We start from the raw sequence: 20,661 nt of genomic DNA on the forward strand, positions 1-20,661 counted from the left end.
GTGCCCCGCGTGCGGGTCGTCGGCAGCCGGAGCGGGCGAGCCCAACGAGGTCACGGACGGCCTGCCACGTCGAGGGCCTGGGGCAGCGTGAACGCGCCCGCGTACAGGGCCTTGCCGACGATGGCCCCCTCGACGCCCTCGCCCACGAGCGCGCGCAGCGCCTCGAGGTCCGCGAGGCTCGAGATGCCGCCCGACGCGACGACCGGGGCGTCGGTGCGCGCGGCGACCTCGCGCAGCAGGTCGATGTTCGGGCCGCGCAGCGTCCCGTCCTTGGTCACGTCGGTCACGACGTAGCGCGAGCACCCGGCCGCGTCGAGGCGCTCGAGGACCTCCCACAGGTCGCCGCCCTCCTGCGTCCAGCCGCGGGCCGCGAGCGTCGTGCCGCGCACGTCGAGCCCGACCGCGATCGCGTCGCCGTGCTCGGCGATGACCTTGGCCGTCCACTCGGGGTTCTCGAGAGCCGCGGTGCCGAGGTTCACGCGCGCGCAACCCGTCGCGAGCGCACGGGCCAGGGACTCGTCGTCCCGGATGCCACCGGAGAGCTCGACCTTGACGTCGAGGCGCGCGACGACGTCGGCCAGGAGCTCGGCGTTCGAGCCGCGACCGAAGGCCGCGTCGAGGTCCACCAGGTGCACCCACTCGGCACCGCCGGCCTGCCAGTCGAGAGCCGCCGACAGCGGGTCGCCGTACGAGGTCTCCGAGCCCGCCTCCCCCTGGACGAGGCGCACCGCCTGCCCGGCGGCGACGTCGACGGCGGGCAGCAGGACGAGACGATCGGTCATGAGGTGGTCCTTCCGAGGATTCACGAGTGGGTGGGTGCACGCGCGGAGCGCGGGCACCGGGTGACGCGATGGGACGGTCGAGCAGCGGGCAGGGCATGCGCCCAGCCCGCACGAGGAGTCAGAGCGAACGGACCCAGTTCTCCAGGAGGCGGGCACCGGCGTCGCCGGACTTCTCCGGGTGGAACTGCGTCGCGGAGAGCGGACCGTTCTCGACGGCCGCGACGAACCGGCCCCCGTGGTCGGACCACGTGACGAGCGGGGCGCGGAACGCCGCGCCCACGGGCTCGTCGACGCCGAGCGAGAAGTGGCGGGCCGCGTAGGAGTGCACGAAGTAGAACCGCTCGTCGGCGATCCCGTCGAACAGCACCGAGCCTTCGGGCACCTCGACGGTGTCCCACCCCATGTGCGGGACGACGGGCGCCTCGAGGCGGTCGACGATGCCCGGCCACTCGCCGAGCCCCTCGGTGAGGGTGCCGTGCTCGTCACCCTCGTCGAACAGGACCTGCATGCCGACGCAGATGCCGAGCACGGGACGGCCGCCCGCGAGCCGGCGCTCGACGATCTGGTCGCCGCGCACCGCCTTGAGCCCCGCCATGACGGCGGCGAAGGCCCCGACCCCAGGCACGACCAGGCCGTCGGCCTCCGACGCGCGCGCACGGTCCGCGGTCAGCTCGACGCGCGCCCCGACGCGCTCGAGCGCGCGCACCGCCGAGCGGACGTTTCCGAAGCCGTAGTCGAGGACGACGACCGAGGGCCCCTCGCTCACTTCTTGCGCGCCTTGCGGGCGGAGGCCGTGAGCAGGCGCATGGCCTTCCAGCGCGAGATGTCCGCGCTGGGCACGACGCCCTGCAGGTCCGCGACGGCCGCCTGGCCCGTCACGAGGTCCTCGAGCTCCTCGGGGGCGCCGCCGAGCACGAGGCCGGGGGCGAGCGTGTCGCCCTCGACCCCGTCCTCCCAGCGCGTCGCGGTGATCTGCTCGCCGCGCCGCGTGAGGAGGATCAGGGGCACGCCCTTGACGAGCGTCGAGATCGCGGCTGCGGCCCGCTGCGGGGCGTCGCCCGACCGGTCGCGCAGGACCGCGAGCGCACCGATGCCCGTGGGCACGGCGTCGACCTCGACCTGCGCGATCGAGCACGCGGCCGCGAGCGGCTCGGCACCCGCGATCTGCGTCACGAGGACCGCGACCTCGGGGTCGGAGGACGGGGTGAGCAGGCTCGAGATGTCGTCCGGGATCTCCAGGTCCAGCTCGGGCTCGTCGGCGGGGTTCTGCGGGGTGGTCATGTCGTCCGTCTCGGTCGTCCGCGGGTCGCGGGGGTGATCGCCGTGCTCGGGCCCGTCGGGCTGAGCGGGGGTGGTCGGCTCGGAGGTCACAGGGCACCCTTGGTCGACGGGATGCCGTCGACCCGGGCGTCGGGCGCCACGGCGAACCGCAGCGCGCGGGCGAGCGCCTTGAACTGCGCCTCCACGATGTGGTGGGGGTCGCGGCCCGAGAGCACGCGCACATGGATGCAGATGGCCGCGTGGTGCGCGATCGACTCGAGCACGTGCCGCGTGAGCGACCCCGTGAAGTGGCCACCGATCAGGTGGTACTCCTGTCCTGCGGGCTCGCCCTCGTGCACGAGGTACGGGCGGCCCGACACGTCCACGACCGCGAGCGCGAGCGCCTCGTCGAGCGGGACCATGGCGTCGCCGAAGCGCGAGATGCCCGCCTTGTCGCCGAGCGCGATCTTGAGCGCCTCGCCGATCGTGATCGCGACGTCCTCGACCGTGTGGTGGGCGTCGATGTGCGTGTCACCCGTGGCTTTGACCGTGAGGTCGATGAGCGAGTGCTTGCCGAGAGCCGTCAGCATGTGGTCGTAGAACGGGACGGTCGTCGAGATGTCCGTCTTGCCGGTCCCGTCGAGGTCCAGCTCGACGAGGACGCTCGACTCCGACGTCGCGCGCTCGATGCGCGCGGTGCGCTTCACAGTCCTGCCACCTCCACCAGGGCGTCCTTGAACGCCGTCATCTCGTGCGGTGTGCCGATCGACACCCGCAGCCATCCGTCCGGTCCAGTCTCCCGGATGAGGACGCCTCGATCCAACAGGCCCTGCCAGATCGCGTGGCGGTCCGGGAAGGTGCCGAACAGGACGAAGTTCGCGTCGGAGTCGGCGACCCGCAGGGGTTCGCCGTCCAGGGCGGCCGGGCGCTGGGCCCGCAGCCAGGTGACCGTGGCGTCGCGCTCGGCCCGCAGGTCGTCGACCCGGGCCAGCAGGGACGCCGAGTGCTTGAGCGCCGCGCGCGCGACGGCCTGCGTCGCGGCCGACAGGTGGTACGGCAGGCGGACGACGCGCAGCGCGTCCACGAGCGGTCGCGCGGCGGCGAGGTATCCCACGCGGGCCCCGGCCAGCGCGAACGCCTTGGACATGGTGCGCGTGACCGCGAGGTTGGGGTAGCGCTCGAGCAGCTCGAGGGCCGAGGGGACACCTGCGCGACGGAACTCGCCGTACGCCTCGTCGACCACGACGACCGCGGACGTTCCCGGCTCGGCGCCGTGCGGCGTGACCGCGAGCGCCGCCTCGCACACGGCCTCGACGACCTCGCGTGACAGGGCCGTGCCGGTCGGGTTGTTGGGGCTGGCCAGGAGGATCACCGAGGGGGCGTGCGCGACGATCGCGGCGCGCGCCGCGTCGGCGTCGAGCGTGAAGTCCTCCTCACGGCGCCCGGCGACCCAGGTGGTCGAGGTGTCGCGCGCGTACTCGGGGTACATCGAGTAGGTGGGCGCGAAGGACAACGCGGTGCGCCCTGGGCCGCCGAAGGCCTGTAGCAGGTGCAGCATGATCTCGTTCGAGCCGTTCGCGGCCCAGACCTGCTCGGGCGCCACGCGCACGCCCGACTCCCCCGCGAGATAGTCGGCGAGGTCCTGCCGAAGCCCCAGGAAGTCGCGGTCCGGGTAGCGGTTGAGGGTCGCGGCGGCAGCGGCGACGTCGGCGGCGATGGTCGCGACGACCTCGGCCGAGGGCGCGTAGGGGTTCTCGTTGACGTTGAGCAGGACGGGGACGTCGAGCTGGGGCGCCCCGTACGGCTCGATCCCCGCGTGCTCGGCCCGCACCGGCAGGTGCACCTCGGACGCGGCGTGCGCGCGGGGCTGCGAGAAGGAGGCACCCGCCTGGGGTGCGCCGTCCGGGGACTCGAGGAGTGGAGTGGTCACCAGGACAGTCTACGAAGCCGTTCGTGCCCGAGCGGTGGACGTCCGGCAGGCGGGCGGTGAGCCTGCCCGCGGTCGGCGGCCGGCGGCCTGCACGACGGGCGGCGGTCGAGTGACGGCTGGCGCGGTCGGGGCCGGCAGGGTGTCAGGCGGTGACGACGTCGGTCCCGCTGACCGTGACGGCGAGCCGTGGCAGCGGTGAGGGCGCCGGGCCGGCGAGCACGTCGCCCGTGCTGAGGTCGAACCGGGACCCGTGGCACGGGCAGTCGAGCTCGCCGTCGCCCGGCGCGACCGTGCAGCCCTGGTGCGTGCAGATCGCGCTGAAGGCCTCGAACGTCCCTTCCTCGGGCTGGGTCACGAGGTAGGGCGCGCCGTCGACCTGGACCGACACCGCACCGCCCACGGGCACGTCGCCCGTGGCGGTCACCACCGTGCCCGACGGCGCCGCGGACGTCGCGCTCGTCGCCCCGCCCTCCCCCGTGGTCCCGTCCGCACCACCGCCTCCCCCGCCGCCCGAGCAGGCCGCGAGGACCAGCGCACCGGCACCCGTGCCCGCGGAGACGAGGAGCGAGCGCCGCGAGACGAGGTCGCACGCGGGTGCGACCGCCCGTGTGGGGGGCACGGCCTGCGTGAGGGGCGGGGGCGCCTGGGTCGGGGGCACCTGGGTGGGGGCCGGGGCCACCGGCGTGGTCGAGGTCCTCATGGTCACCCTCCGCCGTGCGTCCCGGGTCGATCGGTCCTTCAATTGAAGCATCGGGCAACGTGCCGCGCGCGAGCGCGGCGCCGCCCGCCCGGCACGCGCCCCTGCTCGCGCCGGAGCACGCAGCCCGCCTGCCCCCGAGCACTCGGAGCACCTCATGGACGCGTCCGGACCTCCTCCCACCGGCGACTCGACCAGCTCGACCGGCTCGACCGCAAGGCGCTCCCCGGCGTCGGGCACCCCGCCCACACCTCCGCCGCTCCCGCGCGGTGCGTGGCTGCTGCGCGGCGTGACGGCCGCGGGGCTGCTGCTGTCGGCCGACGTGCACCTGTTCCTCTACGTCCAGGGCTACCAGGACATCGAGGTCGTGGGTCCGTTGTTCCTGCTCAACGCGGTCGCGGGGTTCGCGCTCGGGCTCCTGGTCCTGGTGTGGCGGCACTGGCTGCCGCTCCTGGGGGCGATCGGCTTCTCGGTCGCGACCCTGGGCGCGTTCTACCTCTCGACGACCGTCGGGTTCTTCGGCGTGAACGAGACGGTCGGCGGGGTCCAGCAGGTCACGGCCGCGGTCGCCGAGTGGGTCGCGCTCGTCGGCGCGCTGCTGGCGCTCGTGGTCGAACGCCGTCGGGCGCCGGGCCGCTCGCGGAAGGACGTGTGACCTGGGCGGACACCGCACGTGACGCTCCTCGTCGCCGTGCCGCGCGTTCCCCGGCACTCGCCGGGCACCCGACGGCACGCTCGGATACGGTCGAGGAGCCGGACATCTTCGGACGCGCAGCGCGTCCCGTCGCGCCTGCCGCGCCCGTCGACGGCTCGAACCACCCCCCGGTGTCCGCTCCTGGAGGAGAGTCATGAGCACCATGAAGGCAGCCGTCGTCCACACGTTCGCCGCGCCGCTCACGATCGACGACGTCGAGGTCCCCACCCCTGGACCCCACGAAGCGCTCGTCAAGGTCGACTACACCGGCGTGTGTCACACCGACCTGCACGCCGCCCACGGCGACTGGCCGGTCAAGCCGTCCCCGCCGTTCGTGCCCGGCCACGAGGGCGTCGGCACCGTCGTGGCCGTCGGCGACCAGGTCACGCGCGTCGCGGTGGGCGACAAGGTCGGCAACGCCTGGCTCTGGAGCGCGTGCGGCGAGTGCGAGTACTGCGAGACCGGCTGGGAGACCCTCTGCCCGCACCAGAAGAACGGCGGCTACTCGGTCGACGGCTCGTTCGGCCAGTACATGCTCGTCGACTCCCGCTACGCCCCGATCATCCCCGACGGCGTCGAGGACTCCGCGGTCGGCCCCATCCTGTGCGCAGGCGTCACGGTCTACAAGGGCCTCAAGCAGACCGACACCCAGCCCGGCGAGTGGGTCCTGATCTCGGGGATCGGCGGTCTGGGGCACATCGCCGTGCAGTACGCCGTGGCGATGGGGCGCCGCGTCGCCGCGGTCGACGTCGACGACGACAAGCTCGCCCTCGCCCGAAGGCACGGCGCCGAGGTCACGGTCAACGCCGCCACCTCGGCCGACGCCGCGGCCGAGATCCAGGAGAAGACCGGTGGCGGCGTGCACGGCGCGCTCGTGACGGCCGTCAACGCGCACGCCTTCCCGCAGGCGGTCGGCGCGCTGCGCCGCGGCGGCACGGTGTCCCTCGTGGGCCTGCCCCCCGAGAAGTTCCCGCTCGACATCTTCACGACGGTCCTGTTCGGCCTCACGGTCCGCGGCTCGATCGTGGGGACCCGCAAGGACATGGCCGAGGCCCTGGACTTCTTCGCGCGCGGCAAGGTCTCCCCGACCTACACCGTGCGACCGCTCAGCGACGTCAACGACATCTTCAGCGAGATGGAGAGGGGCGCGATCGACGGGCGCGTCGTCATGGACATGCGCTCCTGAGGACCCCCGGAGGGGGCCGTTGCCCGTCCCCGCCCGTCGTCGAGGGGCCGGTGCGACCGACCGGATCGCGTCGGACGCACCGGGCCTCGCCTGTGTACGACCGCGCGCTGTCCCACCCAACGCCTACGATCGCTGGGTGACCTCGTTCCCCCGTGACCAGCACGACCCGTACGCCGACCTCCCTCCCGACTTCGCGTCGGAGCCCCCCGCCGACCTCTACGACGAGCCTCCGGTCCCCGACGACGCGGGGGCCGCCCCGGTGCGCCGTGCCGCTGCTCCTGGCACGACCCCGGCCCCTTCCGCCGGCCAGGTGGACGCGCCGGCAGAGGCGGCCGACTCGGCGTCGTCCGACCCTGCCGCCGACGCCGCAGATGCCGCGCGGCTCGCCAAGGTCGCCATGCTGCGCGGGCTCCTCGAGGGCAAGGACCTGCGCGAGGAGGCCGAGGCCGCGCTCCGCACGCTCGTGGGCCGCGAGGACGCGGCGCTCCGCGACGACCAGTGGCTCGCGATCGAGGCCCTGGTCGCGTTCCGCCGTCGGGCCCTGGTGGTCCAGCGCACCGGCTGGGGGAAGTCCGCGGTCTACTTCGTCGCGACCTCGCTGCTGCGCTCGCGCGGCGCGGGCCCCACGGTCATCGTCTCGCCGCTGCTCGCCCTGATGCGCGACCAGATCTCGGCCGCGGCCCGCGCCGGGATCCGCGCCGTGACGATCAACTCCTCGAACATGACGGAGTGGGACGAGGTGCACGCAGCGATCGCCGCGGGCGAGGTCGACGTGCTCCTCTGCTCACCCGAGCGGCTCAACAACCCGGGCTTCCGCGACGAGGTGCTCCCCCGGCTCGCAGCGGACGCGGGCCTCGTCGTGATCGACGAGGCGCACTGCATCTCCGACTGGGGCCACGACTTCCGCCCCGACTACCGGCGCATCCGCACCCTGCTCGCGGACCTGCCCCCGGGCATCCCCGTGCTCGCGACGACCGCGACCGCGAACGAGCGCGTCACCGCGGACGTCGCCGAGCAGCTCGGAGTCACGGGGGCGTCGGTCGGTGCGGGAGCCACGGGTGCCGCAACCGGTGCCCTCGGCGGGCCCCGCGAGGACGTGCTCGTGCTGCGCGGCGGCCTCGACCGCGAGTCGCTGCACCTGGCCGTCCTGAACCTGCCGGACCAGCCGAGCCGCATCGCGTGGCTCGCCGAGACCCTCCAGGACGTCGACGGCTCGGGGATCGTCTACTGCCTCACGGTCTCGGCCGCCGAGCAGGTCGCGAGCCAGCTCCGCGCGACCGGGCTGGCCGTTGCCGCGTACACGGGACAGACCGACACGACCGAGCGCGAACAGCTCGAGGCCGACCTCAAGGAGAACCGGGTCAAGGCGCTCATCGCGACCTCGGCACTCGGCATGGGCTTCGACAAGCCGGACCTCGCGTTCGTCGTGCACCTCGGCGCGCCCTCGTCCCCCATCGCGTACTACCAGCAGGTCGGTCGCGCCGGACGTGGCGTCGACAGCGCGGTCGTGGTGCTGCTGCCCGGCGAGGAGGACCGGCGCATCTGGGAGTACTTCGGCTCGCTCGCGTTCCCCGCCGAGCGTCAGGTCCGCGAGACGCTCGCGGCCCTCGAGGCGGGTGGAGGCACGCAGTCGGTCGCGGCCCTCGAGACGCAGGTCGACCTCAAGCGCTCGCGCCTGGAGACCATGCTCAAGGTCCTCGACGTCGACGGCGCGGTGCGCCGCGTCAAGGGCGGCTGGGTCTCGACCGGGCAGCCGTGGGTCTACGACGCCGACCGGTACGCACGCGTCGAGCAGACCCGGCTCGCGGAGCAGCGCTCCATGATCGACTACGAGGCCACGACCGGCTGCCGCATGGCGTTCCTGCGCGCGACGCTCGACGACCCCGAGCTCGAACCCGGCTGGACGTGCGGCCGGTGCGACCGCTGCGGCGGCGTCGACCTGCCTGCGGCCCCCGACGCCGAGGCCGTGTCCGCAGCGCGCGCCGACATGGACCGACCGGGCGTCGAGGTCGTCGCACGACGCCAGTGGCCCACGGGCCTCGACCGCATGGGGCTCGACCTCAAGGGCCGCCTGTCCCCCGAGGAGCTCGCGTCCCCGGGGCGCGCGGTCGCGCGCCTCGACGGGCTGGGCTGGTCGGGTCCGCTGCGTGAGCTCTTCGCGCCCGGCGTGCCCGACGGCGAGACGCCCGTCGCGCTGCGGCGCGCGGCCGCACGCGTGCTCGACGAGTGGGACGCGCTGTACGCGGCCGCACCCACCACCGGCGGCGCCGACGTGGCAGCCGGGGCGCCCGCCGGCGGCGCCGCGACCGCGGAGGGGACGGCCGACGAGTCGGCTCCCGCACGCCGTCTCCTGCTCGACGGCGTCGTGTCCGTCCGGTCGGCCACGCGCCCCCACCTCGTCCAGCACCTGGCGGGCGGGCTCGCACGCTACCTCGACCGTCCGCTCGTCGGGTCGGTCGGTCCGGTGCCGGGCCGCGAGCAGCCCGGTCGCCACGACGTGAACTCGGCCATGCGGCTGGCAGGGGTCGTCGAACGGCTGCAGCTCGAGCTGTCCGGGCCCGCTCGGGCCGGTCTCGCGGGGCGCCGGATCCTCCTGGTCGACGACTACACCGACTCGGGCTGGACCCTCACGGTCGCCGCGCGCCTGCTGCGCCAGGCAGGTGCCGCCGCGGTCCACCCGTTCGTGCTCGGGGTGCGCTGACGGCACTCACGGCGCTGACGAGATCGGCCGCGCTGCCCACGGCGCACGAGAGCGGGGCGCGGACCGGAGACCATCTCTCCGGTCCGCGCCCCGCTGTCGTGAGGTGCGGGGCGACTACTGGAAGCGCGCCTTGATCGCCTCGCCGTGCGCGGGCAGGTCCTCGTCGTTCGCGACGGCCACGATGCGGTCGGCCAGATCCTGGAGAGCATCGGCCGAGTACTCGACGACCTGGACCGCGCGCACGAAGCTGTGCACCCCGAGCCCGCTCGAGTAGTGCGCGCAGCCACCGGTCGGCAGGACGTGGTTGGACCCCGCCATGTAGTCGCCCAGCGGGACGGGCGAGTACGGGCCGACGAAGATCGCGCCCGCGCTCTGCACCCGTTCGGCCACGGCGGCGGCGTCCGACGTCTGGATCTCGAGGTGCTCGGCCCCGTAGGAGTCGACGACGTCGAGGCCCTGCTCCAGGTCGTCGACCACGATGATCGCGGACTGCGGCCCGGACAGGGCCTGCGCCACGCGCGCCGCGTGCTTGGTCTCGGGGACGAGGGCCACGAGGCGGGCGTCCACGGCGGCCGCGAGCTCGACCGACGGCGTCACGAGGACCGCCGCGGCGTCGGGCGTGTGCTCGCCCTGGCTGATGAGGTCGAGCGCGACGTGCGTCGGGTCCGCGCCGCCGTCCGCGAGGATCGCGATCTCGGTGGGGCCGGCCTCGGAGTCGATCCCGACGACACCGCGCACGAGGCGCTTGGCGGCCGCGACGTAGATGTTCCCCGGACCCGTGATGACGTCGACCGGCTCGCACAGGTAGTCGCCGTCCTGCGGCTCGCTGCCTGCGGCGCCGTACGCGAACATGCCGATCGCCTGTGCACCGCCGACCGCGTAGACCTCCTCGACACCCAGCAGCGCGCAGGCCGCGAGGATCGTGGGGTGCGGCAGTCCGTCGTTCTCGCGCTGCGGAGGCGAGGCCACCGCGAGCTCGCGCACACCGGCCTCCTGCGCCGCGACGACGCTCATGATGACCGACGACGGGTAGACGGCGATCCCGCCGGGCACGTAGAGACCGACACGACGCACCGGGATCCAACGCTGGCGGACCTGCGCCCCAGGGGCCAGGTCGACGGAGAACGGCTGCGGACGCTGCGCGGCGTGCACCGTGCGGACACGGCGGATCGCCTCCTCGAGACCGTCTCGCACGAGGGGGTCGAGCGTCTCGAGCGCGGCCGACAGACGCTCGGCCGGGACCCGCAGGTGGACCGGTCGCACGCCGTCGAACCGCTCCGAGAGGTCCCGCAGCGCCGAGGCGCCGTGCAGACGGACGTCGTGCAGGATCGGGGCGACCTTCTCCGCGGCGTCCTCGACGCCGATCTCCGGACGAGGCAGGATCTCCGTGAGCTCACGGGGAGACAGGGAACGACCACGCAGGTCGATGCGATTGATCACCGGTCCATCGTAGGCCGGGCCGCGAACCGACCTCCAGGCCATTCAGCAGGTGGGCAGTTCACCGGCACGCCCCGGACGCGAGAGAATGGCACTCATGACCACGACACCCACGGTGGAGATCACCGACGACGTCATCCGCCTCGGCCAGTTCCTCAAGCTCGCGAGCCTCGTCGAGTCCGGCGCCCACGCGCGTGACCTCATCTCCGAGGGAGAGGTCAAGGTCAACGGGGAGGTCGACACGCGTCGCGGCCGCCAGCTGCACAAGGGTGACGTCGTGACGGTCGACGTCCCGACCGGCCAGATCGGCGCGATCGTCGGGTAGCCGCGATCGTCGGGGAGGTCCGGGAACGGTCCCCGGCCGCTTCGGGCAGGTCAGAACGCCATGTAGCTCGAGCTCATGACCTTGTCCGCGACGATCCGCAGGACGACCCGACGCGGGTTGACGCGCGGCTCCTTGTAGCGCCGCGTGTAGCGGCGCACGGCTTCGGCGACCTCGTCGGGGTCGCGCGAGACCGAGATGGTTCCCTCGAGCGTGATCCAGCGCCCGCCCTCGACCTGGCACACAGCGGCCCGGGGGTGGGCGCCGTCGGGGGTGAGGCGCTCGGCGTTGAGGGCCTTGACCGACGTGTCGTTGGTCGTGACGCGCACGACGCCTGCCTCGGCGTCCCAGGTGAAGCCCACGGGGACGACGTGCGGGCTGCCGTCCCCCCTCAGGGTGGTCAGGGTCGCCAGGTGGCGCTCGGTGACGAAGACGCGCTGCTCGGGGGTCAGGTGGATCACGACGGCGAGTCTACGTCGGCTCGCTCGACGCGCCGTCCGTGCGGCCCGTCACACCGTGAGGCAGGACGGGCCGAGCAGCGCCTTGAGGTCCCCGTAGAGCGCGGGGCTCTTCGTCACGCGCAACGTGTCCTCGAGCCGCATGACCTTGGTCCGGCCCGGGCTCGTGAGCTTGAGGTGGACCTCGGTCACGCCCGGGTGCGTCGAGAGGATCTCCCGCAGCTTCTCGACCACGGGCTGGGTGCAGCGCGACTCGGGCAGGCTCACGAGGACGGGCGTGTCGGCGACCGCCGAGACGTCAGGGAGCGAGACCTCCATGGCCTGGAGCTGCATGGTCTCGTCGCGGCGGCGCACCCGTCCGCGCAGCACCACGACCTGATCCTCCGCGAGGATCGTCGAGTACGCGAGGTAGGTCTCGCCGAAGAACATGACCTCGACGCCGCCCTCGAGGTCCTCGATCGTCACGGCGGCCCACGGGTTGCCGTTCTTGCTCATCTTGCGCTGGAGCGAGGTGATGAGCCCGGCGATCACGACGGTCGACCCGTCCGGGCGGGTCTCGTCGGCCATGAGCGCCGCGATCGAGGTGTCGGCCGCCCGGGTCAGGACGTGCTCGAGCCCCGACAACGGGTGGTCGGAGACGTACAGGCCGAGCATCTCGCGCTCGAACGCGAGGCGTTGCTTCTTGTCCCAGTCGGGGATGTCGGGCACGTCGACGCTGAAGGACATGGCGGGGTCCTCGCCCCCCAGGTCCGCGAAGAGGTCGAACTGCCCCTTGGCCTCCTCGCGCTTGACGCTGATGACCGAGTCCACCGCCTGCTCGTGCACCACGAGCAGCGCACGCCGCGCGTGGTCGAGCGAGTCGAACGCCCCCGCCTTGATGAGCGACTCGATGGTCCGCTTGTTGCAGACCACGGCGGGGACCTTGTCGAGGAAGTCGGTGAACGACCCGAACGTCCCCTTGTCCTCGCGCGTCGCGACGATCGCGTCCACGACGTTCGCGCCGACGTTGCGCACCGCGGTCAGGCCGAAGCGGATGTCCTTGCCGACGGCCGTGAAGTTGGCCGATGACGAGTTCACGTCGGGTGGCAGGACCGTGATCCCCATGCGACGGCACTCGTTGAGGTAGAGGGCCGACTTGTCCTTGTCGTCGCGCACGCTCGTGAGCAGCGCGGCCATGTACTCGGTCGGGTAGTTGGCCTTGAGGAACGCGGTCCAGTAGGAGACGACGCCGTAGGCCGCGGAGTGCGCCTTGTTGAACGCGTAGTCCGAGAACGGCAGCAGGATGTCCCACAGCGTCTTGACCGCGGCCATGGAGAAGCCGCGCTCCTTCATGCCGTTGGAGAACCCCTCGAACTGCTTGTCCAGCTCGGACTTCTTCTTCTTGCCCATCGCACGGCGCAGGATGTCGGCCTGGCCGAGCGAGTAGCCGGCGACCTTCTGCGCGATGGCCATGACCTGCTCCTGGTACACGATCAGGCCGTACGTGGTCCCCAGGATGTCCTCGAGGGCTTCCTCGAGCTCGGGGTGGATCGGAGTGACCTCCTGCATCCCGTTCTTGCGCAGCGCGTAGTTGGTGTGCGAGTTGGCGCCCATCGGTCCAGGGCGGTACAGCGCGCCCACGGCCGAGATGTCCTCGAAGTTGTCGGGGCGCATGAGCTTGAGCAGGGTCCGCATGCCGCCGCCGTCGAGCTGGAACACGCCCAGGGTGTCGCCGCGCCCCAGGAGCTCGTACGTCTTGGGGTCGTCGAGCGTCAGGGCCTCGAGCTCGACGGGGTCCTTGCCGTTCATCACGATGTTCTCGAGCGCGTCGTCGAGGATCGTGAGGTTGCGCAGACCCAGGAAGTCCATCTTGATCAGGCCGAGGCCCTCGCACGTGGGGTAGTCGAACTGCGTGATGACCGCGCCGTCCTGGAGGCGGCGCATGATCGGGATGATGTCGATGAGCGGCTCGCTCGACATGATGACACCGGCCGCGTGCACGCCCCACTGGCGCTTCAGGCCCTCGATGCCCTTGGCGAGCTCGACGACGCGCTGGGCGTCGGGGTCCGCCGAGTGGATCTGGCGGAACTCGTCGGCCTCGTTGTACCGCTTGTCGTCGGGGTTGAAGATGCCCGTGAGCGAGATGTCCTTGCCCATGATCGCGGGCGGCATGGCCTTGGTGAGCTTCTCCCCCATCGCGAAGGGGAAGCCCAGGAGGCGCGAGGAGTCCTTGAGGGCCTGCTTGGCCTTGATGGTGCCGTAGGTGACGATCTGGGCGACGCGGTCCTCGCCGTACTTCTCCGTGACGTAGCGGATGACCTCACCACGACGACGCTCGTCGAAGTCGACGTCGAAGTCGGGCATGGACACACGGTCCGGGTTGAGGAAGCGCTCGAAGATCAGGCCGTGCTGCAACGGGTCGAGGTCCGTGATGCGCATCGCGTACGCAGCCATGGAGCCCGCACCCGAGCCGCGCCCCGGCCCCACGCGGATGCCGTTGTCCTTGGCCCAGTTGATGAAGTCGGCGACGACGAGGAAGTAGCCCGGGAAGCCCATCTGCACGATGACCTGGGTCTCGTACTCGGCCTGCTTGCGCACGGCGTCCGAGATCCCGTCCGGGTAGCGGTAGTGCAGACCCTTCTCGACCTCCTTGATGAACCAGGAGGTCTCGTCCTCGCCCGGAGGGCAGGGGAAGTTCGGCATGTAGTTCGCGGACGTGTCGAAGCTGACCTCGCACTGCTCGGCGATGAGCAACGTGTTGTCGCAGGCCTCGGGCAGCTCTCGCCAGATGTGGCGCATCTCGGCGGCGGACTTCACGTAGTAGCCGTCGCCGTCGAACTTGAAGCGGTCCGGGTCCGCGAGCGTGGAGCCGGAGTTGATGCACAGCAGCGCCTCCTGGGAGTGGCTGTCCTCCTTCTTCACGTAGTGCAGGTCGTTCGTCGCGACGAGCGGGGCCCCGATGGTCTCCGAGAGGCGCAGCAGGTCCTTGATGACGCGGCGTTCGATGTCGAGCCCGTGGTCCATGAGCTCGACGTAGAAGTTCTCCTTGCCGAACACGTCCTGGAGCTCGCCGGCGGCCTGCACGGCCGCGTCCCACTGGCCGAGCCGCAGCTTGGTCTGGATCTCGCCCGACGGGCAGCCCGAGGACGCGATCATGCCCTTGCCGTAACGCTCGAGCAGGTCACGGTCCATGCGGGGCCACTTGCCCATCTGCCCGTCGAGCGAGGCGAGCGAGCTGGCACGGAAGAGGTTGTGCAGCCCCTCGTTGTTGCGGGCCCACATCGTCAGGTGCGTGTACGCGCCGCGGGCCGAGACGTCGTCGGACTCCTGGCCCTTCTCACCGAACCGCACGCGCGTCTGGTCGAACCTGCTGGTGCCGGGCGTGACGTACGCCTCGACGCCGATGATGGGCTTGATGCCCGCCTGGGTCGCCTTGGACCAGAAGTCGAACGCCCCGAAGATGTAGCCGTGGTCCGTGGTCGCGATGGCCTTCTGCCCCAGGCGCGCGGTCTCCTCGAAGAGGTCCCCGAGCCGTGCGGCGCCGTCCAGCATCGAGTACTCGGTGTGGACGTGGAGGTGGACGAAGTCGTCGGACTTCTGGGTGCTTCCGGGGGCGACGGCAGACGGCATGCGACGAGTCTAGATCGCCCCACCGACGCTCCTGGCGTGTCGCCGTCGGGCACCGGCGTGTGCCTCGTCTCATGCTGCGGGTCGACGCTCGTCCCCCTGCCCGACGGCGCCGCTCACCCCCGCGGCGCACCGCACCGAGCCCGTGGCGCGTCAGCACGCCACACGCCCGGGGAACCTGTCAGTCGTGCGAGCACAACGTCTTCGCGGCGTCGCGGTGCTCGATCCCGGCGTCGAGGTAGACCGGCCCGTACACCTCGTACCCGAGGCGTTCGTAGAAGCCCGTGGCCTGCGTCTGCGCACTGAGCTCGATCCGGACCCGGCCTTCCGGCGCGTGCTCGGCGAGCGCGATCTCCTCGAGCGCGCGCACGACCGCAGCGCCCGCACCGGTGCCACGTGCGGCGCGGGCCACCGCGACGCGCCCGACGTGCACCTCGCCCGGGTGGGCGGGGTCGGTCAGCAGGCGCCCGGTCCCCACGACGCTGCCCGCCGTGTCCCGGACCACGACGTGCGTCGTGGTCGGCGCGAAGTCGGCGTCGTCGATCTCCTCGGCGAGCGGCACGTGCTGCTCGTCCACGAAGACCGCCAGGCGCAGCGCGTGCGCCTCGGTGAGCTGCTCGGGCGTCCGCACCCGTTCGGTCGTCAGCATCGTCGTCCTTCCGTGGGCGGACCCGCCCGCCCTGCCGGCACCGGTCAGGAGTAGGCCCCGCGAACGACCTCGAGCGCACGCGCCAGGTCATCGGGGTACTCGCTCGTGACCTGCGTCCACTGCCCCGTCGCCGGGTGCTCGAAGCCGAGCTGCACCGCGTGCAGCCACTGCCGCGTGAGCCCGACCTTCTTGGCCAGCACCGGGTCCGCACCGTACGTCAGGTCACCCACGCAGGGGTGGCGCAGCGCCGAGAAGTGCACGCGGATCTGGTGCGTGCGGCCGGTCTCCAGGTGCACCTCGACGAGCGAGGCCGCCGGCAGCATCTCGAGGACCTCGTAGTGCGTGACCGAGGGCTTGCCCTCGGCCGTGACCGCGAACTTGTAGTCGGCCGACGGGTGGCGCCCGATGGGAGCGTCGATCGTGCCGGTCGTCGGCTCGGGGTGTCCCTGGACGAGCGCGTGGTAGACCTTCTCGACCGTGCGCTCCTTGAACGCGCGCTTGAGCACCGAGTACGCGAGCTCGCTCTTGGCCACGACCATGAGGCCGGACGTCCCGACGTCGAGCCGGTGCACGATGCCCTGGCGTTCCGCGGCCCCCGACGTCGAGATGCGGTACCCCGCGGCGACCAGGGCGCCGACGACGGTCGGCCCCGTCCAGCCCGGCGAAGGGTGCGCCGCGACGCCGACGGGCTTGTCGATGACCACCACGTCGTCGTCGTCGTACACGATCTTCATGCCCGGCACGGGCTCGGCGACGATCTGCGGCGCCCGGGCCGCGGGCTCGTCGGGGATCTCGACCTCGAGCCAGGCCCCGGCGACCAGGCGGTCGGACTTGCCGACCTCGCGGCCGTCGACGCGCACGCCCCCCGCGGCCGCGACCTCGGCGGCGCGCGTCCGGGACAGGCCGAGCAGGCGCGCCAGGGCGGCGTCGACCCGTTCGCCGGCCAGCCCGTCCGGGACCGGGAGCGAGCGCACCTGGCCCATCAGGACTCCGTCCCGTCCGCCGGGCTGCTGGTCGGGCCGGACGCCGGGCTGCTGGTCGGGCCGGTCGCCGGGCCGGATGCCGTCGCCTCGTCCTCCTCGACGTGCCGCTGCCCGTCGATGCCGATCCCCTGGATCGAGAGGACCGCGATCATCGCCGCGGCCGCCACGACCGCGATGTCCGCGACGTTCCCGATGAACAGGTCCCCGTACCCGATGAAGTCGACCACGTGGCCCTGCGCGAAGCCCGGCTCGCGGAAGATCCGGTCGATGAGGTTGCCCAGCGCTCCACCGAGCAGCAGCCCGAGGGCGACGGCCCAGCCACGCGACCCGATCTTGCGCATGCTGCGCAGGATGAACACGATCACGACCGTCACGACGATCGTGAGGATCCAGGTGTAACCCGAGCCGATCCCGAGCGCCGCCCCTTCGTTGCGGATGAACGTCAGGTGGAGCCACTCGCCGAGGATCTCGATGGTCTCGCTACCCTCGAGCTGCGCGACGGCCCAGATCTTGGTCACCTGGTCGACCAGGATCACGAGGGCGGCGAGCACCACGACCCATGCGACGAGGCGTCGCGGTGCGACCGTCGCGCGCGGCGAGACGTCCGTGGAAGGGGCCGCGGGCACGGCCTCGGCGCCGTCCTCGGACGGGTCGGAGGGCACGGGCTGCTGGGGAGAGGGAGTCGATGGCATCGGCGGCAAGTCTGCCATGTCCAGCCGCTGGTCAACGATCCGGGACGACGAAGGCCACCGTCCCCCTGGGGACGGCGGCCTTCGCGCGTGCGCCGGTCGCGTCAGCGACGTTCCTCGCGCTGCTTCGCCTCGACGGACAGGTTCGCCCGCGGGTAGGCCTGCAGTCGCGCCTTGCCGATCGGGAGCCCGGTCGCCTCGCACGTCGCGTAGGTCCCGGCCGCGAGGCGGTCGAGCGCGTGCTTGGTCTGCTCGAGCAGGTCCCTCATGTTGTTGACGAGGGTGAGCTCCTGCTCGCGTTCGAGCGCGCTGGAGCCGGAGTCGGCCTGGTCGTCGCCCGCACCGTCCCCCGAGTTGCGCAGGAGCTCCGAGAGCTCCTGGTCGGCCTCGGTGAGCTCGCGCTCGAGGCGCTCGCGCTCCTCCAGCAGGGTTCCTGCCTGCTCCTCCGCCTCCTTGAGCGTCCACGGCTCCTCGCCGTCGCGCACGGGGAAGGACTTGACGTCGCGAGCTAGGTTCGGGAACTGCTGTCGTACGACCGCGCGCGTCGCGGTGCTGAGCTTGGTCATGTCGCCCCTCCGGTTCGAGTTGCGGTGAGAGTAGACGCCGTCTGCCGGTACGCACAACGCACCACGCCGGATGGACCGGTGTGGTGCGTCGTCACGGACCGACCGACGGCGAACCCTGTGGTCCGCACGCCTGGTGTGATCGTCTGCCAGGTGGCAGGTGGACTAGATGCCCGCGCTGAGGTCGCTCGAGCGACCCGCGCCGGAGCCGCTGCGGGGCGGGAGAGCGCTGCCGCGGTTGTCGAGGTCGCCCATGAGGTTCTGCAGGTAGCTCTTGAGGCGCGTGCGGTAGTCCCGCTCGAAGAGCCGGAGCTCGTCGATCTTGCGCTCGAGGAGCGAACGCTCCTGCTCGAGCTGGGAGAGCGTGCGGTGCGAGGTCTCCTCGGCCTCCTGCACGATCCGGGTCCCCTCCTCCTTCGCTTCCGCGATGAGGCGGTCCCCCTCCTGCTGACCCGAGCGCACGTAGTCGTCGTGCAGCTTCTGGGCGAGCTGGAGCATGCCGGTGGCGGACTCCGGCTCGGCGGTCGGCTTGCCCAGGGCGGGCGCGACGCTCGCCGCCACGGGTGCGGGCTCCGGCGCGGACGGGGTCTCGACCACGGCCGGCTTGGACGGCGCCGAGGCGTCGGCCCGGCTGAGCTCGGCGACGCGTCGCTCCGCTGCGGCCAGCTTGGTCTTGAGGTCGTCGTTCTCCTCCTGCACGGAGTTGAGCGTCCTCACCACCTCGTCCAGGAAGTCATCGACCTCTTCGACGTCGTATCCCTCGCGGAACTTCGTCGCGGAGAACTTCTTGTTCAGGATGTCCTCTGCTGTCAGCAGTGCCATCGTCTCACCTCAATGCGTTTGCGCCGTCAGTCCGGGCGATCTCGAGATCGCCACAGTCCAAAGTAGCGGAGATTGTCAGCGGAGGCGGACTCCGGCCGGGGCCCTCCAGGGGGCTCCGGCCGCAAGAACGCCGTGATGTCAGATTTCTACATGTTTACAGGGCACTCAAGATCTGTGCAGCGAACGACACTGCGAGGAAGAGCACGATGAAGCCCAGGTCGATCCGCACCTGACCGAGGGTCAGGGGCGGGATGACCTTGCGCAGTGCGCGCAGCGGCGGGTCGGTCAAGGTGTAGATGGCCTCGGCCAGCACGAGCATGACGCCGCGCGGGCGCCAGTCCCGGGCGAAGACCTGCACCCAGTCGAAGACCACCCGTCCGATGAGCACCACGAGGTAGAGGCCGAGGACGAATGCCAGCAGATCGAAGACGAAATTCACAGGGTCAACTGTGCCAGAGTCCGCGGTCAGCTCTGGTTGAAGAAGCCGGCCCGGCTCACCGGAGGCTCGGGAGCCTGCTCCTCACCGGTGATCTCGACGTGCTCGGGAGAGAGCAGGAAGACCTTGTTGGTCACTCGCTCGATGGCTCCGTGCAGCCCGAAGATCAGGCCTGCGGAGAAGTCGACGAGCCGCTTGGCGTCAGCGTCGTCCATGTCGGAGAGGTTCATGATGACGGGGGTGCCGCCACGGAACGCCTCCCCGATGACGCGGGCGTCGTTGTAGGAGCGCGGGTGCACGGTGGTGATCCGGCGGAGCTCGGCTGCTGACATGCTCGTCTGGGGTACCTCTCGTGGGGCGACCGTCCGGTGCAGCGGGGTCACCTGAGCCTGGTAGTCGGTCGGCACGTCGGCCCCCAAGTCGTCGTACTCGTCGATGAACTCTTCCTGGTCGCCCTCGCCTCGATCATCAGCGAGGCCCAGGTAAAGCATGGTCTTGCGAAGTGCTCCGGCCATCGCCCTCTCTCCGTCCTCATGTCGACTGCTGGTTCCGTGCTTTGCACGCTAACCCAGCCCCGACACGCGCGTGATGCGACACGCCCAGCGACCGACGACGGGCCGTGGGGTGAGAAACGGCACGCCGGGACCCGGCGTCCGGTCACTCGAGGGCGACGACACCCGCGAACCGTCCCGTGGTGGTGCCGTGACGGGTCGCGAGTCGGTGGGAGTAGTAGCGCTCGTCCTCGAGGGTGCAGATCCCGGTCTCGACGACGGCGCGCACGCCTGCGGCACGCAGCTCCGCGACGACCCCTGCGGGCAGGTCGAGCGCCGGGGTGCCCCAACGCGTGGTCGACGACGTGCCGGGGCGGGCCGCGGCGACCTCGGCGCGCATCTGCTCGGGGACCTCGTAGCACCGCCCGCAGGCGGCGGGCCCGACGACGGCGCGCACCTGGTCGGCGCGTGCGCCCTGGGCGACGAGCGCCTCGAGAGCGGCACCGACGACGCCTTCGAGCAGCCCCTGGCGCCCTGCGTGGGCGACCCCGACGACCCGGGCGGACGGGTCCGCGAGCAGGACCGGGACGCAGTCCGCGACCAGGACCCCGAGGCCGAGCCCCGGCCGGGCCGTCACGAGTGCGTCCTGCTCGCCGCACGTGGCGGCACCACGGCCCGTCTCGACCCGCGCCACACGGTCGGCCTCCTCGAGCACGCGGACCTGCGCGCCGTGCACCTGCGTGCCGAAGACCAGCGGCGCGCCGAGCCGGCGACCGACCGCGTCGCGGTGGGCGAGGACGCGCTCGGCGTCGTCCCCGACCCCCAGCCCGAGGTTGAGCCCGGACCAGGGCGCGGGTGAGACGCCACCGGCCCGTCCCGTGAACGCAGCACGCACCCCCGGTCCGAGGTCGACCTCGAGAACCGGGGGTGCGGGGAGTGCAGGATCGGGCACGGG

21 protein-coding genes are annotated in these 20,661 nt (G+C 72.0%); 4 read left to right on the plus strand and 17 right to left on the minus strand.

What is annotated here, in order from left to right:
- Positions 1–50 precede the first annotated feature (50 nt).
- From priA to IE95_RS0104730, 6 genes are all read right to left on the minus strand, one after another.
- A complete protein-coding gene (gene priA, locus IE95_RS0104705; RefSeq protein WP_030150481.1) occupies positions 51–782 on the minus strand; it encodes a bifunctional 1-(5-phosphoribosyl)-5-((5-phosphoribosylamino)methylideneamino)imidazole-4-carboxamide isomerase/phosphoribosylanthranilate isomerase PriA in 732 nt (243 codons plus the stop codon).
- Between the two features lie 118 nt (positions 783–900).
- Positions 901–1,548, minus strand: coding sequence for an imidazole glycerol phosphate synthase subunit HisH (gene hisH, locus IE95_RS0104710; RefSeq protein ID WP_030150482.1), 648 nt, complete (start codon positions 1,546–1,548; stop codon positions 901–903).
- Complete coding sequence (locus IE95_RS0104715) at positions 1,545–2,063, minus strand: hypothetical protein (RefSeq protein WP_030150483.1); 519 nt, start codon at positions 2,061–2,063, stop codon at positions 1,545–1,547. The genes hisH and IE95_RS0104715 overlap by 4 nt, the downstream gene beginning before the upstream one ends.
- A gap of 86 nt (positions 2,064–2,149) precedes the next feature.
- Positions 2,150–2,749 carry an imidazoleglycerol-phosphate dehydratase HisB gene (gene hisB / locus IE95_RS0104720; RefSeq protein ID WP_030150484.1) on the minus strand — a complete coding sequence of 200 codons (600 nt, stop codon included), beginning with the start codon at positions 2,747–2,749 and terminating at the stop codon, positions 2,150–2,152.
- The gene (locus IE95_RS0104725; protein WP_030150485.1) at positions 2,746–3,885 is read right to left on the minus strand and encodes a histidinol-phosphate transaminase; all 1,140 of its coding nucleotides are present in this window, start codon (positions 3,883–3,885) and stop codon (positions 2,746–2,748) included. Before IE95_RS0104725 ends, hisB begins: the two co-directional genes overlap by 4 nt.
- A 229-nt stretch (positions 3,886–4,114) precedes the next feature.
- Positions 4,115–4,672, minus strand: a complete 558-nt coding sequence (locus IE95_RS0104730; protein ID WP_084689832.1) for a Rieske (2Fe-2S) protein — start codon at positions 4,670–4,672, stop codon at positions 4,115–4,117.
- A 154-nt stretch (positions 4,673–4,826) separates the two neighbouring features.
- Here IE95_RS0104730 and IE95_RS0104740 point away from each other — a divergent pair, with 154 nt between their 5' ends.
- From IE95_RS0104740 to IE95_RS0104750, 3 genes are all read left to right on the plus strand, one after another.
- On the plus strand, positions 4,827–5,324 hold the full coding sequence (locus IE95_RS0104740) for a hypothetical protein (RefSeq protein ID WP_206053296.1): 498 nt from the start codon (positions 4,827–4,829) through the stop codon (positions 5,322–5,324).
- A 193-nt stretch (positions 5,325–5,517) separates the two neighbouring features.
- Entirely contained in the window at positions 5,518–6,549 is a 1,032-nt protein-coding gene (gene adhP, locus IE95_RS0104745) for an alcohol dehydrogenase AdhP (RefSeq protein WP_030150488.1), read from the plus strand.
- 397 nt (positions 6,550–6,946) lie between these two features.
- Entirely contained in the window at positions 6,947–9,250 is a 2,304-nt protein-coding gene (locus tag IE95_RS0104750; RefSeq protein ID WP_030150489.1) for a DEAD/DEAH box helicase, read from the plus strand.
- 114 nt (positions 9,251–9,364) lie between these two features.
- On the opposite strand, the gene hisD is transcribed toward IE95_RS0104750, so the two are convergent.
- A complete protein-coding gene (gene hisD, locus IE95_RS0104755) occupies positions 9,365–10,690 on the minus strand; it encodes a histidinol dehydrogenase (RefSeq protein ID WP_030150490.1) in 1,326 nt (441 codons plus the stop codon).
- 94 nt (positions 10,691–10,784) lie between these two features.
- Here hisD and IE95_RS0104760 point away from each other — a divergent pair, with 94 nt between their 5' ends.
- Entirely contained in the window at positions 10,785–11,012 is a 228-nt protein-coding gene (locus IE95_RS0104760) for an RNA-binding S4 domain-containing protein (protein WP_030150491.1), read from the plus strand.
- A gap of 50 nt (positions 11,013–11,062) precedes the next feature.
- Here the strand turns inward: IE95_RS0104760 and IE95_RS0104765 are convergent, their stop codons facing one another.
- The 10 genes from IE95_RS0104765 to IE95_RS0104810 form a co-directional block, all read right to left on the minus strand.
- Positions 11,063–11,470 carry a pyridoxamine 5'-phosphate oxidase family protein gene (locus IE95_RS0104765; RefSeq protein ID WP_030150492.1) on the minus strand — a complete coding sequence of 136 codons (408 nt, stop codon included), beginning with the start codon at positions 11,468–11,470 and terminating at the stop codon, positions 11,063–11,065.
- Positions 11,471–11,518: 48 nt separating this feature from the next.
- Positions 11,519–15,076 carry a DNA polymerase III subunit alpha gene (gene dnaE, locus IE95_RS0104770; protein ID WP_030150493.1) on the minus strand — a complete coding sequence of 1,186 codons (3,558 nt, stop codon included), beginning with the start codon at positions 15,074–15,076 and terminating at the stop codon, positions 11,519–11,521.
- A gap of 178 nt (positions 15,077–15,254) precedes the next feature.
- Complete coding sequence (locus IE95_RS0104775) at positions 15,255–15,722, minus strand: GNAT family N-acetyltransferase (protein ID WP_051702743.1); 468 nt, start codon at positions 15,720–15,722, stop codon at positions 15,255–15,257.
- 44 nt (positions 15,723–15,766) lie between these two features.
- Positions 15,767–16,705, minus strand: coding sequence for an RluA family pseudouridine synthase (locus tag IE95_RS0104780; protein ID WP_030150495.1), 939 nt, complete (start codon positions 16,703–16,705; stop codon positions 15,767–15,769).
- Positions 16,705–17,397 (minus strand): signal peptidase II, encoded by a 693-nt coding sequence (locus IE95_RS18675; RefSeq protein ID WP_240666233.1) that lies wholly within the window; start codon positions 17,395–17,397, stop codon positions 16,705–16,707. The genes IE95_RS0104780 and IE95_RS18675 overlap by 1 nt, the downstream gene beginning before the upstream one ends.
- A 101-nt stretch (positions 17,398–17,498) precedes the next feature.
- Positions 17,499–17,960 (minus strand): TraR/DksA family transcriptional regulator, encoded by a 462-nt coding sequence (locus IE95_RS0104790; RefSeq protein ID WP_030150497.1) that lies wholly within the window; start codon positions 17,958–17,960, stop codon positions 17,499–17,501.
- Between the two features lie 162 nt (positions 17,961–18,122).
- Positions 18,123–18,779 (minus strand): DivIVA domain-containing protein, encoded by a 657-nt coding sequence (locus IE95_RS0104795; RefSeq protein ID WP_030150498.1) that lies wholly within the window; start codon positions 18,777–18,779, stop codon positions 18,123–18,125.
- 154 nt (positions 18,780–18,933) lie between these two features.
- Positions 18,934–19,218, minus strand: coding sequence for a YggT family protein (locus IE95_RS0104800; RefSeq protein ID WP_030150499.1), 285 nt, complete (start codon positions 19,216–19,218; stop codon positions 18,934–18,936).
- A gap of 26 nt (positions 19,219–19,244) precedes the next feature.
- Complete coding sequence (locus IE95_RS0104805) at positions 19,245–19,730, minus strand: cell division protein SepF (RefSeq protein WP_030150500.1); 486 nt, start codon at positions 19,728–19,730, stop codon at positions 19,245–19,247.
- Between the two features lie 142 nt (positions 19,731–19,872).
- Positions 19,873–20,658: a purine nucleoside phosphorylase YfiH/LACC1 family protein gene (locus tag IE95_RS0104810; protein ID WP_051702744.1), complete on the minus strand. Its 786-nt coding sequence runs from the start codon at positions 20,656–20,658 to the stop codon at positions 19,873–19,875.
- Positions 20,659–20,661 lie beyond the last annotated feature (3 nt).

Origin of the sequence: Oerskovia turbata, assembly GCF_000718325.1 — a bacterium.
Lineage (GTDB): Bacteria > Actinomycetota > Actinomycetes > Actinomycetales > Cellulomonadaceae > Oerskovia > Oerskovia turbata.

What these genes read in the sequence shown, in the direction of transcription:
- IE95_RS0104760 (WP_030150491.1), top strand. Translation starts at nt 10,785, where the DNA reads ATGACCACGACACCCACGGTGGAGATCACCGACGACGTCATCCGCCTC.
- IE95_RS0104805 (WP_030150500.1), bottom strand. Translation starts at nt 19,730, where the DNA reads ATGGCCGGAGCACTTCGCAAGACCATGCTTTACCTGGGCCTCGCTGAT.
- IE95_RS0104750 (WP_030150489.1), top strand. Translation starts at nt 6,947, where the DNA reads ATGCTGCGCGGGCTCCTCGAGGGCAAGGACCTGCGCGAGGAGGCCGAG.
- dnaE (WP_030150493.1), bottom strand. Translation starts at nt 15,076, where the DNA reads ATGCCGTCTGCCGTCGCCCCCGGAAGCACCCAGAAGTCCGACGACTTC.
- IE95_RS0104780 (WP_030150495.1), bottom strand. Translation starts at nt 16,705, where the DNA reads ATGGGCCAGGTGCGCTCGCTCCCGGTCCCGGACGGGCTGGCCGGCGAA.
- IE95_RS0104790 (WP_030150497.1), bottom strand. Translation starts at nt 17,960, where the DNA reads ATGACCAAGCTCAGCACCGCGACGCGCGCGGTCGTACGACAGCAGTTC.
- adhP (WP_030150488.1), top strand. Translation starts at nt 5,518, where the DNA reads ATGAGCACCATGAAGGCAGCCGTCGTCCACACGTTCGCCGCGCCGCTC.
- IE95_RS0104795 (WP_030150498.1), bottom strand. Translation starts at nt 18,779, where the DNA reads ATGGCACTGCTGACAGCAGAGGACATCCTGAACAAGAAGTTCTCCGCG.
- IE95_RS18675 (WP_240666233.1), bottom strand. Translation starts at nt 17,397, where the DNA reads ATGCCATCGACTCCCTCTCCCCAGCAGCCCGTGCCCTCCGACCCGTCC.
- IE95_RS0104775 (WP_051702743.1), bottom strand. Translation starts at nt 15,722, where the DNA reads ATGCTGACGACCGAACGGGTGCGGACGCCCGAGCAGCTCACCGAGGCG.
- priA (WP_030150481.1), bottom strand. Translation starts at nt 782, where the DNA reads ATGACCGATCGTCTCGTCCTGCTGCCCGCCGTCGACGTCGCCGCCGGG.
- IE95_RS0104715 (WP_030150483.1), bottom strand. Translation starts at nt 2,063, where the DNA reads ATGACCACCCCGCAGAACCCCGCCGACGAGCCCGAGCTGGACCTGGAG.
- IE95_RS0104730 (WP_084689832.1), bottom strand. Translation starts at nt 4,672, where the DNA reads ATGAGGACCTCGACCACGCCGGTGGCCCCGGCCCCCACCCAGGTGCCC.
- IE95_RS0104740 (WP_206053296.1), top strand. Translation starts at nt 4,827, where the DNA reads ATGGACGCGTCCGGACCTCCTCCCACCGGCGACTCGACCAGCTCGACC.